The sequence below is a fragment of the Xanthomonas sp. 3075 genome, assembly GCF_014197275.1.
Taxonomy (GTDB): Bacteria; Pseudomonadota; Gammaproteobacteria; order Xanthomonadales; family Xanthomonadaceae; genus Xanthomonas; species Xanthomonas campestris_B.
The window spans coordinates 183,612-197,838 of sequence record NZ_JACIFI010000005.1 but is presented as its reverse complement, the minus strand read 5'-3'; the positions used below and the strand labels follow the sequence as shown (position 1 = coordinate 197,838).

The 14,227-nt window shown below is 65.0% G+C and carries 13 protein-coding genes and 1 tRNA gene; 9 read left to right on the top strand and 5 right to left on the bottom strand.

Annotated features, from left to right (window positions below; genetic code table 11):
* Positions 1 to 118 precede the first annotated feature (118 nt).
* The 8 genes from tolR (at position 119) to GGR62_RS06865 (ending at position 6,443) form a co-directional block, all read left to right on the top strand.
* Complete coding sequence (tolR, locus tag GGR62_RS06900; protein WP_184407180.1) at positions 119 to 568, top strand: protein TolR; 450 nt, start codon at positions 119 to 121, stop codon at positions 566 to 568.
* Complete coding sequence (gene tolA / locus GGR62_RS06895) at positions 558 to 1,595, top strand: cell envelope integrity protein TolA (RefSeq protein ID WP_184407179.1); 1,038 nt, start codon at positions 558 to 560, stop codon at positions 1,593 to 1,595. The genes tolR and tolA overlap by 11 nt, the downstream gene beginning before the upstream one ends.
* A gap of 265 nt (positions 1,596 to 1,860) precedes the next feature.
* Complete coding sequence (gene tolB / locus GGR62_RS06890; protein WP_184407178.1) at positions 1,861 to 3,180, top strand: Tol-Pal system beta propeller repeat protein TolB; 1,320 nt, start codon at positions 1,861 to 1,863, stop codon at positions 3,178 to 3,180.
* 57 nt (positions 3,181 to 3,237) lie between these two features.
* The gene (gene pal, locus GGR62_RS06885; RefSeq protein ID WP_184407177.1) at positions 3,238 to 3,756 is read left to right on the top strand and encodes a peptidoglycan-associated lipoprotein Pal; all 519 of its coding nucleotides are present in this window, start codon (positions 3,238 to 3,240) and stop codon (positions 3,754 to 3,756) included.
* A gap of 6 nt (positions 3,757 to 3,762) precedes the next feature.
* Positions 3,763 to 4,581, top strand: a complete 819-nt coding sequence (gene ybgF / locus GGR62_RS06880; RefSeq protein WP_184407176.1) for a tol-pal system protein YbgF — start codon at positions 3,763 to 3,765, stop codon at positions 4,579 to 4,581.
* 42 nt (positions 4,582 to 4,623) lie between these two features.
* Positions 4,624 to 5,307, top strand: a complete 684-nt coding sequence (gene queE, locus GGR62_RS06875) for a 7-carboxy-7-deazaguanine synthase QueE (RefSeq protein WP_184407175.1) — start codon at positions 4,624 to 4,626, stop codon at positions 5,305 to 5,307.
* A gap of 339 nt (positions 5,308 to 5,646) precedes the next feature.
* Positions 5,647 to 6,321: a 7-cyano-7-deazaguanine synthase QueC gene (gene queC / locus GGR62_RS06870; protein WP_184407174.1), complete on the top strand. Its 675-nt coding sequence runs from the start codon at positions 5,647 to 5,649 to the stop codon at positions 6,319 to 6,321.
* Positions 6,322 to 6,367: 46 nt separating this feature from the next.
* Positions 6,368 to 6,443: transfer RNA gene (locus GGR62_RS06865), tRNA-Lys, on the top strand.
* A gap of 161 nt (positions 6,444 to 6,604) precedes the next feature.
* On the opposite strand, the gene GGR62_RS06860 is transcribed toward GGR62_RS06865, so the two are convergent.
* From GGR62_RS06860 to GGR62_RS06840, 5 genes are all read right to left on the bottom strand, one after another.
* Positions 6,605 to 6,853, bottom strand: coding sequence for a hypothetical protein (locus GGR62_RS06860; RefSeq protein ID WP_184407173.1), 249 nt, complete (start codon positions 6,851 to 6,853; stop codon positions 6,605 to 6,607).
* A gap of 48 nt (positions 6,854 to 6,901) precedes the next feature.
* Positions 6,902 to 7,582 carry a L,D-transpeptidase gene (locus GGR62_RS06855; protein ID WP_221229075.1) on the bottom strand — a complete coding sequence of 227 codons (681 nt, stop codon included), beginning with the start codon at positions 7,580 to 7,582 and terminating at the stop codon, positions 6,902 to 6,904.
* Positions 7,583 to 7,676: 94 nt separating this feature from the next.
* Positions 7,677 to 10,019 carry a filamentous hemagglutinin N-terminal domain-containing protein gene (locus tag GGR62_RS06850; protein ID WP_184407172.1) on the bottom strand — a complete coding sequence of 781 codons (2,343 nt, stop codon included), beginning with the start codon at positions 10,017 to 10,019 and terminating at the stop codon, positions 7,677 to 7,679.
* Positions 10,020 to 10,070: 51 nt separating this feature from the next.
* Positions 10,071 to 11,732, bottom strand: a complete 1,662-nt coding sequence (locus GGR62_RS06845) for a ShlB/FhaC/HecB family hemolysin secretion/activation protein (RefSeq protein ID WP_221229074.1) — start codon at positions 11,730 to 11,732, stop codon at positions 10,071 to 10,073.
* A 659-nt stretch (positions 11,733 to 12,391) separates the two neighbouring features.
* Positions 12,392 to 12,598: a hypothetical protein gene (locus GGR62_RS06840; protein WP_184407170.1), complete on the bottom strand. Its 207-nt coding sequence runs from the start codon at positions 12,596 to 12,598 to the stop codon at positions 12,392 to 12,394.
* Between the two features lie 107 nt (positions 12,599 to 12,705).
* Between GGR62_RS06840 and GGR62_RS06835 the strand changes: the two genes are divergently transcribed.
* On the top strand, positions 12,706 to 13,416 hold the full coding sequence (locus tag GGR62_RS06835; protein ID WP_184407169.1) for an rRNA pseudouridine synthase: 711 nt from the start codon (positions 12,706 to 12,708) through the stop codon (positions 13,414 to 13,416).
* Positions 13,417 to 14,227 lie beyond the last annotated feature (811 nt).

Below are 14,227 nucleotides of genomic sequence, written 5' to 3'. Positions count from 1 at the left end.
ATTGGACAGGCGAGCCACTCGCGACAGCTCGCACAGGCGTGTGCGAGGGATTGGATGGGCGAGTCCCTCGCAAGAGCCCGCACATCCCTGTGCGGGGGATCAATAGGAACGTTTCGCGATGATTTCCGGTATTTCCCGCCGTAAGAAGCGCAAGCTCAAATCCGACATCAACGTCGTGCCGTACATCGACGTGATGCTGGTGCTGCTGATCATCTTCATGGTGACCGCACCGTTGCTGACCCTCAGCACCGACGTCAACCTGCCGAGCTCGCGCGCCAAGGCGCTGGAGAGCAAGCAGGACCCGATCGTGGTGGTGGTCGCTGCCGATGGTCAGCTCGCGCTGCAGCTGCCCAAGGGCAAGCCGCAGGCGATGGACGTGGCCGCGCTGCAGGCGCAGCTGGCCGCCATCGTGGCGCAGGACAAGGAGGCGCGCGTGGTCGTGGCTGGCGATCGCGCTGCCCCGTATCAAAAAATCATGGACGCCATCGATGTGCTCAAGCAGGCCAAGGTCGAGAAGGTTGGTCTGATTTCCGACGCCGGCGCCACTGCAGGCAGCGATGCACGCTGACGCACTTCCCACGCAGACGGCGCGCGAGGATGGCTGGCTTCGACCGGTCGTATTGGCCCTGGTCGTGCACGTGCTGGTCGCGCTGGTGTTCATCGCCGGCTGGCTGTGGTCGCCCGAACGCTCGGTCGAACCGGCCGCGGGCGATCCCAGCATGGAAGCCTCGCTGGACGTGTCCGCTGCCGAGGCGCGTGTTGCACGCCAGGCACTGAAGGCGACCCCGGTAGAGACGCCACCACCGCCCGCGCCATTGCCCGAACCCGCGCCGGAAGACAGCGTGCCGCCGCCGCAGCCGATTCCCGAGCCGCGCCCGCAGGATGCGCCCACGCCACAGCAGGCACAGGCACAGGAGCGCGTCGCGCAACCGGACAAGGTCGATCAGGAACGCGTCGATGCGCTCGCGCTGTCTGCCGAAAAGGCCAAGCAGGAACAGGAGGCCAAGCGTCGCCAGGAACAGATCGACCTGACCGAGCGCAAACGCCAGGAAGAAGCCGAGCAGAAATTGCGCCTGGCCAAGCAGCAGGAAGAAGACGACGCCAAGAAGAAGCAGGCCGCTGCCCAGCAGGCTGCCGACGCCGAGCGCCAGAAGAAGATCGCCGATATCCGCCGTCAGCGCGCCCAGGCCGACAAGGAAGCGGCGCTGGCCGAGCAGAAGTTGCGCCAGGTCGCTGCTGCGCGTGCGCAGCAAGCCTCGTCGGCTGCCGCTGCCACCGCGCAACCGACAGCAGGGCAGGGCGGTACCAATACCGACCTGTCGGCCAAGTACGCGGCCGCGATCCAGCAGAAGGTGCTGTCGCAGTGGGTGCGCCCGCCGTCGGTGCCGCCGGGTCAGAAGTGCACCATCAACATCCGCCAGTTGCCCGGTGGCACGGTCATGGAGGCCAAGGTTGCGCCGGGTTGCCCGTACGACGAAGCCGGCCAGCGGTCGATCGAGGCTGCGGTGCTGAGCGCGCAGCCGCTGCCGTATCGCGGGTTCGAGTCGGTGTTCCAGCGCAATCTGACTTTTGTATTCACTCCGCAGGACCAGTAGACGCTGGCCTGGGAGGACGAGGTGCGGCAGCGCAGTTGGCGCCGCGCCTCGGTTGGATTGAGTGGGTGGTGTGCCGGCTGGGATGCACGGACGCCGCGTTGTCGAGCGATCGATTTGCGCGGCGTGGCCGGTACGCGCGCCGAGCCCGCAGATGACGGTGCTCGACCGCTCGCTCCATTTTCACGCTGTCTCGTTCACGATTGCGAGTATGTTCACTCGTTGATTGGTATCCCTTGCACACTTTTCCCGCCCATCCGAGCCGTCCATGAAAAAACCACTGCGTTGGCTAGCTGCCTTGACTGTCCTGTTGTTGCCGCTGAGCGCATTCGCGCAGCAGCAAGGGCTCACCATCGATATCGTGGGCGGTAGTGCCTCGGCCACGCCGATCGCCGTCATCCCCATGCCCTACCAGGGTTCCGGTACTGCCCCGCAGACCGATGTGTCCGCCGTGGTCGGCGCCGACCTGGATCGTTCGGGTCAGTTCCGCACCTTGCCGGCGGCGCAGATCGTCGAAAAGCCGGTGCGCGGCACCGAAGTGCAGTTCCAGACCTGGCGCACCCTCAAGCAGAACTACATCGTGGTCGGTCGCGTGATGGATGCGGGCGAGGGCGCTTACCGCGTCGAGTACGAATTGTTCGACGTCGCCAAGGGCGAGCGCATGCTCGGCTTGGCAATGACTGCGCGCGCCAACGCGATGCGCGATGTCTCGCATCAGATGGCCGATGCGATCTACGAAAAGATCACCGGCGTGCGCGGCGCGTTCTGGACCCGTATCGCCTACGTGACTGCCAGCGGTAAGGGCGGCGCGATGCGGTATGCGCTGATGGTGGCCGATTCCGATGGCTACAACCCGCAGACCATCGTGCGGTCGGCCGAGCCGTTGCTGTCGCCGAACTGGAGCCCGGACGGCAAGAAGCTGGCCTACGTGAGCTTCGAGCGCGGCAATTCGTCGATCTATCTGCAGGACATCTCCACCGGCGCGCGTGAACTGGTCTCCAGCTTCCGTGGCATCAACGGTGCGCCCTCGTTCTCGCCGGACGGTCGCCGCCTGGCGCTGGCGCTGTCGCGCAGCGGCAACCCGGAAATCTACGTGATGGATCTGGGCAGCAAGCAGTTGACCCAGCTGACCAACCACTTCGGCATCGACACCGAGCCGACCTGGGCGCCGGACGGCGGCAGCATCTATTTCACCTCCGATCGCGGCGGTCGCCCGCAGATCTATCAGGTGGCTGCCAGCGGCGGCAGCGCCAATCGGGTGACCTTCCAGGGCAACTACAACGCCACCGCCAGCGTGTCGTTCGACGGCAAGAAGATCGCGGTGGCGCAGGGCAGTGGCAATAGCTACCGCATCGCCATGATGGATCGCAGCCTGGGTTCGCCTAGCTGGAGCACGCTCTCGCCGGGTTCGTTGGACGAGTCGCCGAGCTTCGCGCCCAACGCCAGCATGGTCCTGTACGCCGCTCGTGAGGGTGGCCGGGGCGTGCTCTACGCCGTGTCTTCCGACGCTCGCGTCCGCCAGCGTCTGGTCCTGGCCGATGGAGATGTAAGAGAACCCGCATGGGGGCCTTACCGAACCGCGCATTAATGTTAATATTTCGCTGCGTTAAACCACTCATTGGCCCAGAGCCTCCATAGGTATCCCATGAACAAGTCCACCCGCGTCTTGCTTGTCTCCCTGTTGTCCGTCGCCGTGCTGGCTGGTTGCTCGAAGAAGGTGAAGGAAACTCCGCCTCCTGCAACTGATACCACCGCCGGTTCCACTGCTCCGACCGGTCCGTCCACCTCTGGCCTGTACGGCCCGGGCGACCTGGATACCGATGCCTGCCTGCGCCAGCGCGTTGTCTACTTCGATCTGGATCAGGACTCCCTGAAGCCGGAATTCCAGGCCATCATGGCTTGCCACGCCAAGTACCTGCGTGACCGTCCGTCCTCGCGCATCACCCTGCAGGGCAATGCCGACGAACGCGGTTCGCGTGAGTACAACATGGGCCTGGGCGAGCGCCGTGGCAACGCCGTGTCGTCCTCGCTGCAGGCTGCCGGTGGTTCGGCCAGCCAGCTGACCGTCGTCAGCTACGGTGAAGAGCGTCCGGTCTGCACCGAAACCAGCGAAAGCTGCTGGTCGCAGAACCGCCGCGTCGAAATCGTGTACACGGCTCAGTAAGAAGCGATGCGCTTTCGAGTGACATCCCTGTTCGTCGCGGCGGCCCTCGTGGTCGCCGCGCCGGCATACGCACAGCGGGCCAGTCTCGCTGATCGTGTGGCCGTACTCGAGCAGCAGCAGGCCAGCAGTCAGGCCAACACCGATCTTCTCAATCAGCTGCAGCAGGCGCGTTCGGACCTGCAGGGCTTGCGAGCGACGGTGGAACAGCTGCAGCACGACAACGAGCAACTCAAGCAACAGTCCAAGGACCAGTATCTGGACCTGGACGGGCGTCTGAATCGGTTGGAAGGTGCAGGTGGTGCAACACCGCCATTGCCACCGGCCAACGGCAGCGCCACCCCCGCCCCGGCTCCGGCCGCGCGGCCTGCAGCGGCGGCAACTTCCGAGAAGCCGCCGTCCGTCCATGGCGACCCAGGCACCCTGGCCGTCAGCGGCGACGAACGTACCGCCTACAACGTCGCATTCGATGCGTTGAAGAACGGCAAGTACGACGATGCCTCGCAATTGTTCTTGAGCTTTCTCCAGCTCTACCCCAACGGCGTCTACACCCCCAATGCATTGTATTGGCTGGGCGAAAGCTATTACGCCACCCGAAATTTCCAGCTGGCCGAGGTGCAGTTCCGCGATCTCGTCAGCCGCTATCCCACGCATGACAAGGCCGCTGGCGGCCTGTTGAAGCTCGGCCTGTCGCAGTATGGCGAAGGCAAGAACGACGAAGCCCAGCAGACGCTGCAACAGGTCGCATCGCAGTATCCGGGCTCCGACGCTGCACGTGTCGCCCAGGAACGCCTGCAGTCCATCCGCCTCGGCCAGCAACTGCGCTGAGTCCGCACGTCCACGCCTTTCGGCGTGGCGCATACTTTGTCCATGAATGCCGCCGCCGTCCCCAGCGAGATCGTCCAGTCGCCGTTGCCGCGATTGAAGATCACCGAAATCTTCCTGTCGTTGCAGGGCGAGGCCGACACCGCCGGCTGGCCGACAGTGTTCGTGCGCCTGACCGGTTGCCCACTGCGTTGCCACTATTGCGATACCGCGTACGCCTTCCATGGCGGGCAGTGGCACGATATCGATGCGATCGTTGCCGAGGTGGCTGGTCACGGTGTGCGTCACGTCTGCGTGACCGGCGGCGAGCCGCTGGCGCAGAAGCGCTGCCTGGTGCTGCTGCAGAAATTGTGCGATGCCGGCTTTGATGTCTCGCTGGAAACCTCCGGCGCGCTGGACGTCTCGGAGGTCGATCCGCGCGTCTCGCGCGTGGTCGATATCAAGACGCCGGCATCCGGCGAAGAGGCGCGCAACCGCTGGGACAACCTGCCGCTGTTGACCGCACGCGACCAGATCAAGTTCGTGATCTGTAGCCGCGCGGACTACGAGTGGTCGCGCGATGTAGTCGCTGCGCACGCGCTGGATCGTCGTTGCACGGTGTGGTTTTCGCCCAGCAAGAGCGAAGTGAGCCCACGCGCATTGGCGGACTGGATAGTGGCCGATCGCCTGCCGGTGCGCTTCCAGATGCAGTTGCACAAGCTGCTATGGAACGATGAGCCGGGCCGCTGAGACTGCGCGTCTGAGCGGGTGGGGACAGTGGAATGGGGATGGCTGGCACCGATGCGCTGGTGCGGCGGCTTGGCCGGGCTCGCCGGGCGGCGTAGGGTGCATGCCGGGTGGCACCGTTGCCGAGTCCGGAGGGCTGGACGCTGGTATCCGATCGCTGCGCTACCGCGGGGTTACGTCGAGTTCGTCGACTGCGTTTTTGCCACCTGTCAGCCGTAGGATGCTGTCGGCACTGCTCCGGCATCGCCCGTGCCACCGCGTTGCATTCGCCAGCGGGCCGCCGCGTCGCCGTCATGCGGCGGGCCTGCTAGCCTTCCGCTCCCATTGTTGGTGCCTGATCCCATGAAAAAAGCCGTTGTTCTGTTGTCCGGAGGCATGGACTCCGCCGCCGTCGTCGCGCTCGCCCAAGAGCAGGGTTTTACGGTGCACGCATTGAGCGTGCGCTATGGCCAGCGGCACACATCGGAACTGGATGCGGCTGCACGGGTCGCCGCCGCGCAAGGGGTGGTCGCGCACAAGGTTGTCGATGTGGACTTGCGCAGTATCGGCGGCTCGGCGCTGACCGACGATATCGATGTGCCCGATGCCGGCGGCGAAGGGATTCCGGTCACTTACGTGCCCGCGCGCAACACCATCATGTTGTCGCTGGCGTTGGGTTGGGCCGAAGTGGTTGGCGCCAACGACCTGTTCTGCGGGGTCAATGCGGTCGATTATTCCGGCTATCCCGATTGCCGGCCGGAATTCGTGCGTGCGTTCGAAGTCCTGGCCAACCTGGCCACCAAGGCCGGCGTCGAAGGCGCCGGACTGCGGGTGCACGCGCCGCTGCAATTTCTCAGCAAGGCCGACATCGTCCGCGAAGGCCTGCGCCTGGGCGTGGACTTCGGCCTGACCGTTTCCTGCTATCGCGCCGATGCCGACGGGCGCGCCTGCGGCCACTGCGACGCTTGCCGCCTGCGCGCCGCCGGCTTCGCCGACGCCGGTGTTCCGGACCCGACCCGGTACGCGATTTCGTCTTGACGCCAGGGTAGGGTAGAATGCGCACCCCGGCGCGCAGTCGGGTCAGGGGCCGTTAGCTCAGTCGGTAGAGCAGAAGACTTTTAATCTTTTGGTCGATGGTTCGAATCCATCACGGCCCACCAATTCCAGCATGGCTTTCAGCCGGGTCTACCGCTCCGCAATCGCTCGCCTGCTCCACAATGACGCGGGGAGTGGTGCGCTTCATTGTGCTCGTGCACATGGTGCTTGCTCATTGCGATGTGCCCCGGGGCGAGTTGGGGTTGCGCTTGCCGCACGTCGCCGCTCAATCCGTCTTGCCGTTGCTGGCCTTGGCACTCGCGTCATCTGGAAGCGTGTTGCAGGTGTGCGAGCCGATATCGATCAGAGGCTTGAAGGTGTGCGTGAGCGAATGCCAGCGATACAGTCGGTGCTGCGTCGAGCCGACCATGTCGTTTCGCTGCAAGTACCGGAACAACGGCTCGCAGTTTTGCCTTTCCGGTCCCTGACCGACCGCAGCAGCGCCAGGAAAACGTGGGCGCGATGAAGGCGCCAAGGAGCCAGCCTGTCCTGGCCCTGCCCTAGCGGTGACGTCTTGGAGCGCTCAATGCGGAGCGATCCCCACCGATGTTGCTGTCCCATCCGCGTCGTAAGAGCCGAAAACCTCATGCGCAGAGCGCGTCTCCGGAAGGATGTAGACCACGCCGTTGCTGTGCGCGAAGGTGGGGCTGACCACCCGTTCGAAGAAGGCGGCCGCCACGTTGATGCAGCCATAGGAGATTCGGTTGTCCGCCGGGGTGGCGCTTTCCAGGCGTTCGGCGCGCCGCTCCGCTGGCGTGCCCTTGGCAATGGGGTGCAGCGCCAGCGCCGAGTCGTAGTCGATCCACAGGATTTGTTTTCCCTTTAGATCCAGGGCCAGGGATGCCACGTATCTGCCCGCGGGCGTGGTGCGTTCGTTGGGCGCTATCGACGCGAGTTGGCGCTTGCCGATCCCATTGACGGTGCCGTCGCCGCGTTCCATGCCGAGCAACGCAGGCCCGTTGCCCTGCAACTGCCCGAGCCGGTCGAACACGAACACGCGGGCCTGGACCTTGTCCACGATCAGATACGGCATGCCGGCGTTGTCACCGGAGTGCACAACCCAGTCCGCCACGCCCCTGGCCTCGGGTGACGTGTCCGCGCCCCTGAAATCAGCCAGCTGTGGCCCCGTGCCGGCCGTGACCGCCGCCGGGGCTGCGGCCACGGCCGGTGCGCTTTCTGCCGCCATCGCGGTCTGCAGCGCCACAGTCAGCAGCGCCGCGACACCTACCCGCTTCGCCGCTGCGCGCAGACCACGCAGCGGCCGAAAGGCTAGCGGTGAGTCGACTGCGCTCCCCATGCTAGTTACGGTACGGCTTGGGGGCGCGCATCGGCGCTACGTACGCGGGCGCTTTGACCGGTACCGGTACCGGCTCCGGCGTCACGAACGACAGCGTTTGCGGCGGTTCTTCCGGCGGCGTCACCACCAGCAGGGTTTGCGGCGGCAACAGCGGCAGTTCGGGACGCGGCGGCGGCACGAAGAAGGGCTCGCGGGTGCCCGGTACAGTGGTCGTGCCGGGCGTCGTGGGGTTTGTGGGTGTCGTAGGCGTGGTCGTGCCGGGCGTTGTGGGGTTTGTGGGTGTCGTAGGCGTGGTCGGTGTAGTTGGATTAGTAGGGGTAGTAGGCGTGGTAGGCGTTGTGGGATTCGTAGGGATAGTCGGCGTGGTAGGCGTCGTGGGAGGGGGCGGCACCAAGGCGGTGATGGTGCCCGTGGTATGCGCGACAACCGTACCGCAGCAGTTCAACGGCAGTGCGAACGCCCCGGCGTTGGTTCCGGCCAGGGTATAGCCGGTGAAGCTGATGCCCTTGCCACTGCCTGCATCGGCGGTGTCGAAATTGGCGCTGGCGCCCGGGCCTGCGACCAGGACCACCCCATCGGGATTGCCTTTCAGCCCGGACAGCGTGGTCGCGGTGGTGCCGTCGAAGGCCTTGTCACCGCCGTTTGCGAACACCAGCATCGCTTGGCTCAGCGCGGCACCCTGGGTCAGCGTGAAGCGGGTGGAATAGTCGGTGGGCGTCGTGTACGAGACGGGGTTGTAGTAGATCCTCACCGGAGCAACGGTGACTGCAGCTGGCGGCGCGAGTGCGTCGAACACGACTGTGCCGCCTTCGATGCCAGGGCCGGTGCCGTCGGTGTCCGCGCTCAGGGTCACGCCCAGCGGCAAGCCCAGACTGCGGGTAGGATCGTTGGTGCCGCGAGTGAGCGTGATGGCACCGCTGATGTTGACGTTATTGGCCGCGCACATCATCAGGTTGCCGTCGGTCACCGTGATCGACGCACGCTGGTTGATGTCCCTGCCTGCGCTGAGCAGCACGCTGCCGTTGGTGGTGGTGATGGCGGAGTTGACGTTGACGTCCTGGCCGCAACACACCGCCAAGTTGCCGTTGGTGGCGTTGATGGGCGCATTGATGTCGACGTTGCGGTTGGCGGTCAGCGTCAGCGTGGTGGGGCCGCCGCTGGCCGACCAGACGATTGCATCGTTGACGAAGATGTCGCCGTTTTCGGTTCCCGCTCCGCTGGTGGTGATCTCGACATTGTTGGTCACCAATTGGGCAGACAGCGTGGAGCCGGCGATGTTGTCGCCGGGTGCGCTGCCCACTGTGAAGTCCTGCGGATCGATCAGCCAGCGACCGTTCCTGCCAGTGGCCGCAGCGGTGGTGATGCGGGCGCCTGCGCCGACGCTGACCTTGGCGGCCGAGGTCTCCACGAAGCCTCCGTCGCCACCGTTCGGTGCGCTGGCGTCCAGCACGCCACCGACCGTGACCGTGCCGCTATGCATGTCTGCCAGCAGCAGGATGGTGCCGTTGCGTTGCTCGATGGTTCGCGCCTGGACGACGCCGGTGTTGTTGACCGAGGTGTGCATCAGCATGTCGGCGGACTGCGCCGTCATCAGTACGCGGCCGCCATCGGCGCGGACGATCCCGCCGTTCTCGGCCAGCGCATTCATTGCGCCCGCCGACACCGCCACGTTCAACAGTCCATCGCCGGCCATGTCCAGGGTGACGGCCTCGCCTGCTGCCAGCGCCACCGTGCCCAGCCGGGCGACGATCAGCCCCTGGTTGCTGACGCTCCTGCCCATCAGTGCCACGTAGCCGCCATCACCGGTGGTGATGTTGCCCTGGTTGACCACCGAGCCGGAACCTGCGCCGGTGAAGGCGTATCGTCCCGCCTGAAAATCGGCGTCGCTGATGTTCATGGTCGAGGCCACGAGTCCGCCGACGTTCACCGACGAACCCTTGCCAAACAGAATGCCATTGGGATTGAGCAGGAATACCTGACCGTTGGCGGAGAGGTTGCCAAGGATCAGCGACGGGTTCGCCCCGAGCACGCGATTGAGCGCGATGGAGCTGGCGCCAGGTTGCACGAACTGCACCGATTCGCCGGAGCCGATGCTGAAGTCCTGCCAGTTGATCGACGCCTTCTGCGTGGTCTGGGTGATGCGGGTGTTCCCGCCGGACTGATCGATGGTGGCCGTGCCGGTGGTCACCACGCCACCCGACGGCGGCGCTGCATGCAGCGATGGAGCCAGCGCCAGCAGCAGCGCTGCCGACAGTGCATGGGTGACCATGCGATCGAGCCCGCGGCGGTGCGCGTTGGCGGTTGCCGGGCCGGTGGCCTGGCTTGAAGCTTGGACAAGGTTCATGGGTGATCCTTCGAATGTCTGGATGAAGCGAATGCGGCGAAAAGGCGAGGATCAGAAATACTTGATGGCCTGGATCCAGAAGCGCCCGGACTTGTCCGGCGCGGAAACCGCGTCTTCGCCGCCCAGCTTGCGTGCGTAGTAGGTTCTGACCGCGAAGTTGCCCTGCATCTCCCAAATGGCGCCGACGCCTGCACCGCTCAGGGTGCGGTCGTTGGACCCGGCGAACCACGGATCCCGGTTGCTGGTGATCCGGCCGGCGTCGATGAAGCCGACCAGGTGAACCTGACCGGGCACGCGTTCGCTCAGCCCCGGCAGCAGCAGGCGCGCTTCGAGGTTGAGCAGCAGGCCTTCGTCGCCGAAGCCTTCGCCCTGCGGATAGGCGCGCACGCCGTCGATTCCGCCCAGCACGATCTTCTCGTAGGGGTCCAGGTTGCGCGATGCGATCTGTCCGCCGATCGCCGCATACAGCGAAACCAGCTCGGAGACCCGCTGCAGGCGCGATGCGTTGAAGGCCAGCTTGGTGTAACCGCCCTGGCTACGTGCGGTGGCCGCGTCGGCCGTGCGCGCTGCCGGCGTCTGGATGTCGAGGTTGCCAACGGACAGACCAAGGTAGAACGTATTGGCGCCGCCGCCGCCGACATTGTCGTAATGGTTGCCGTACAGGCTGGCGGTGGCGACTTGCGCCTTCTTGTCGACCACCGAGTTGATCAGGTCGATTCGATCCTCGAAGGTCCGGTGTTCGTACATCAGGCCGGCGTAGAGATTGGTGTCGCGCGAACGGATCAGCGCAACCGAACCGAAGATGCTGGCGATGTCGGCAGTACCGTGCGCGCCGAGGCCCTTGTATTGCTCGCCCAGCTCGTAGTCGAGCCTGCTGTACGCCACGCCTGCGGTGACCCGGCCGAACGGCATCTGGTACGCAGCGCGGCCGTAGGTCAGGCCCGAGCCGGAGGTCAGCACGCGCAACGAGGCCACGTCGCCGCGTCCCAGCGGATTGTTGAGGTTGACCGTGCCACCGACGCGGTACTCCCCGGTGTACGGGTTGCCGGCGTTGTCGGCATCGACGCTGCCGGTGACACGCCGGCCCGGGGCGATGTCCACGATCAGGTCGGAACTGCCCGGCGCCTGGCCTGGTGCCATCGTCGACTGCGCGACAACGCCGGGGATGTCCGATAGCAGCAGCAGGCGGTTTTCGATCGGCTTGATGGTGAGCGGAGCGCCGCTTTCCAGCCCGGCCAGGCGGCTGTTGGCCACGTCGTCGGCCAGGCCGCTGTGGTTGCGCAGGACGACTTGTCCGATCACCCCTTCGCTGACCGCGATGGTCAGCGTATGCAGGGTGACGTCCTGCGGCGGAAGATACGCGCGTGCGACGAAGTAACCATGGTCGCGGTAATGCTTGGTGACGCGCGCGGCCATGGCCTGCATCTGCGCCAGCGTCAGCCGGGTGCCTGCGGTGAAACCGGTAAGGGCGACCAGCTCGGCGTCTGGATACGCGCTAGCGCCGGTGACCTGTAGCTGGTCGATCACGACGCTGGGAGCATCGGCGGCTGCGGTCGCGACCGCAGCGGTGCCGTCCTCGATACGGATCTGCGGCGACGTTTGCTGCGGAGGCGTTGGTGTCGGCAGCTGGCGCAGCTGGCTGCCTGCTCCAGGCAACTGCTGGGCGAGCACTCCATGGCTGACGGCGAGCAGCATCAACGGCAATAGTTTCATTCTTGGATTCATGGTCTGCGTCCTGACTGGTAGCGGCCACCGCCACATCTGCGTGGCAGATGCGTCCGGAGCGACCGTGTCGCGTTGATGGGAAGTGTTCGACCGGCAAGGCACGTCCGGCGGGAGGCAAGACGGCTGGACGCAGACACAGCGATTCCCCGCAGTCGCGATGGCGAATGCAGGGACCTAGGGTGCTACGGGTGTCTTCTGTTCCGGGTCTGGGCAGTCCGCGCCGATTCCCCGGCAACGCGTTCTTCCAGCTGATGTGGCGATGGTCCAACGGCACGGACGGACCGTGGCAAACCACTGCGCGTCATGACGTATGAAAAAAATGCGTATCAGTGGTTGCGCTATTAGGAACCCAATTCACGCGAATATTTTGTGATTCATTCAAGGAATCTGCCGTGATGCCGAGTGCGGTTCAGGTTGCTACAGTTCCGCCGCACGCACCAGCGCGCATCTTGGAGCCTCTGCGTGGGATCGCATCGGCGTCGCTCACGCCTGAATGAGACGGCGCAGCCTACACGCGCCGTCGTTGGCCAAGGCGATAGAGCCTGCGTAACGCGGCATCGCACTGCGCTGTCGTCGTGCGCCATTGCGAGCGCCTTGGTGCTCAGCACCCAGGCTTGCGCAGGCGCACCCGCAAGACCGGTTCGGGGTCAGCTTTCCAACGCAGCGAGGACCTCGGCGTGCAGCTGTTCGGCGGCTGCTTCGCTGTTGAAGCGCGCGATGACCTCTTCGCCCGAGAGCATTCCCACCCGGACCGAGTGGCAGTACGAGCCGAAGTTTTCCCCGGCGTTGAACGGATCGTTGACGACGCAGATGTGGGCGAGGCGGATCCGGGTCGTGCCGAACTTGATGAACATGTGGGGTCTCCTGGGTGAACGCCGATTTTCCCACGTCGATAGGCGGCGCAGAAGCACATTGTGCGTTATCGCCCGTACACTGCCGGGCCCGATGCAGAGCCGCCCCGATGTCCGATCCGATCCGTCTCGATAAATGCGTTGCCGCGCTGTTCGGCTGCTCGCGCGGCGAGGCCCAGCAGTACATCGAGGGCGGCTGGGTCAGTGTGGACGGTGTGGTGGTCGAAGAGCCGCAAGCGTTGGCGACGGCAGCGCAGGTGACACTGGCCCCGGATGCAGTGCTCGAGCCGGCCGAGCCCGCCACCCTGCTGTTGCACAAGCCGGCAGGGATGACTGCGGAAGCTGCCTTGGGACTGGCGACACCGGCTGCCCGCAGCGACCTGGACCAGTCCGGCACGCGTGTGCTGAAGCGGCACTTCCTGCGCTTGGCTACACCGTTACCGGTGGAAGACGAAGCCAGTGGGTTGCTGGTGCTGAGCCAGGATGGCCGCGTGTTGCGCAGGCTCAGCGCCGATGCCAGCGCGATCGAGCAGGAATTTCTGGTCGAAGTGCGTGGCGAGTTACGTCCGTATGGAATGGCGCGCCTTGCGCACGGGCTGGTCTACCAAGGACGCAGCCTGTCGCCGTGCAAGGTGAGTTGGCAGAACGAAGAGCGGTTACGGTTCGCGATCAAGCATGTGCACCCCGGCCAATTGCGCCACATGTGCAGCGAGGTCGGGCTGGAGGCGGTCAACATCCGACGTCTGCGGGTTGGTCGCGTGTCGCTTGGCAAGCTCGCCATTGGGCAATGGCGCTATCTGCCGGCAGGTGAGCGCTTCTGATTGCCGTGGCGCGCGCGCAGGCCGCTGCAAGCAAATGAGGAAGAACGCTCGGCACTGCTGTAGTGCCTGGCGCAGCTGCCGCAACCGCACTTGATGCCTGTCTGCTCTGTATGTGCAGGCGCACACAGCGGCGATGCGTGACCCGAGATGAGCTCACCAACGCGGTCCGTTCGCCAGTGGATTGCAACCTGGCGAGGATGTGCATGCGCACACCGTCGTTGCGGCGCTTGATCCTTACTTCTTGTTGCGCTTTTTCTTGGCCCGGGTTACCAGCCAGAAAACCACGCCGATGATCGCAACGACCAAGATGACGAACGCCGGTGACAGAAACGAATTGTCGCCCATGGAAATCTCCTGAATTCTTGTGCAGCGAAAAGCTGCATTCGAACTAGCCTAGCGAGCGATCTGCTTGATCGCGTGAAATAGCAGGTATGCGTACTACCGAATGCGTCAGCGATGCGCGTGGGGGTGTCGTTGCGACACAGCTGCTGATGACGCACGCGAGGTCATCGCTAATGCCTTGCACGCAGATCCTCGCAGCGTCGACTGATGCGAGCTTCAAACGCGAGGCGATGCTTGTGGTGCCAGCTCGCTGCGATCGAGGGGTTGCAGTGCAGGCGGCGTGCGTCCATGCACAGCGATGCGCGCCCGTTACAACCGGGCATGGTGGCGTGGGACAAGAGGTTCTAGCGCTGCGCCGATGCAATTCAGACCAACGCCTCAGACCAACGCGCGCGTGATCGGTGTCTACATGGCGTTGAAACGACATGCCTCGGCCATAGCGAAGACGCCGATATCCATCACCGCGACC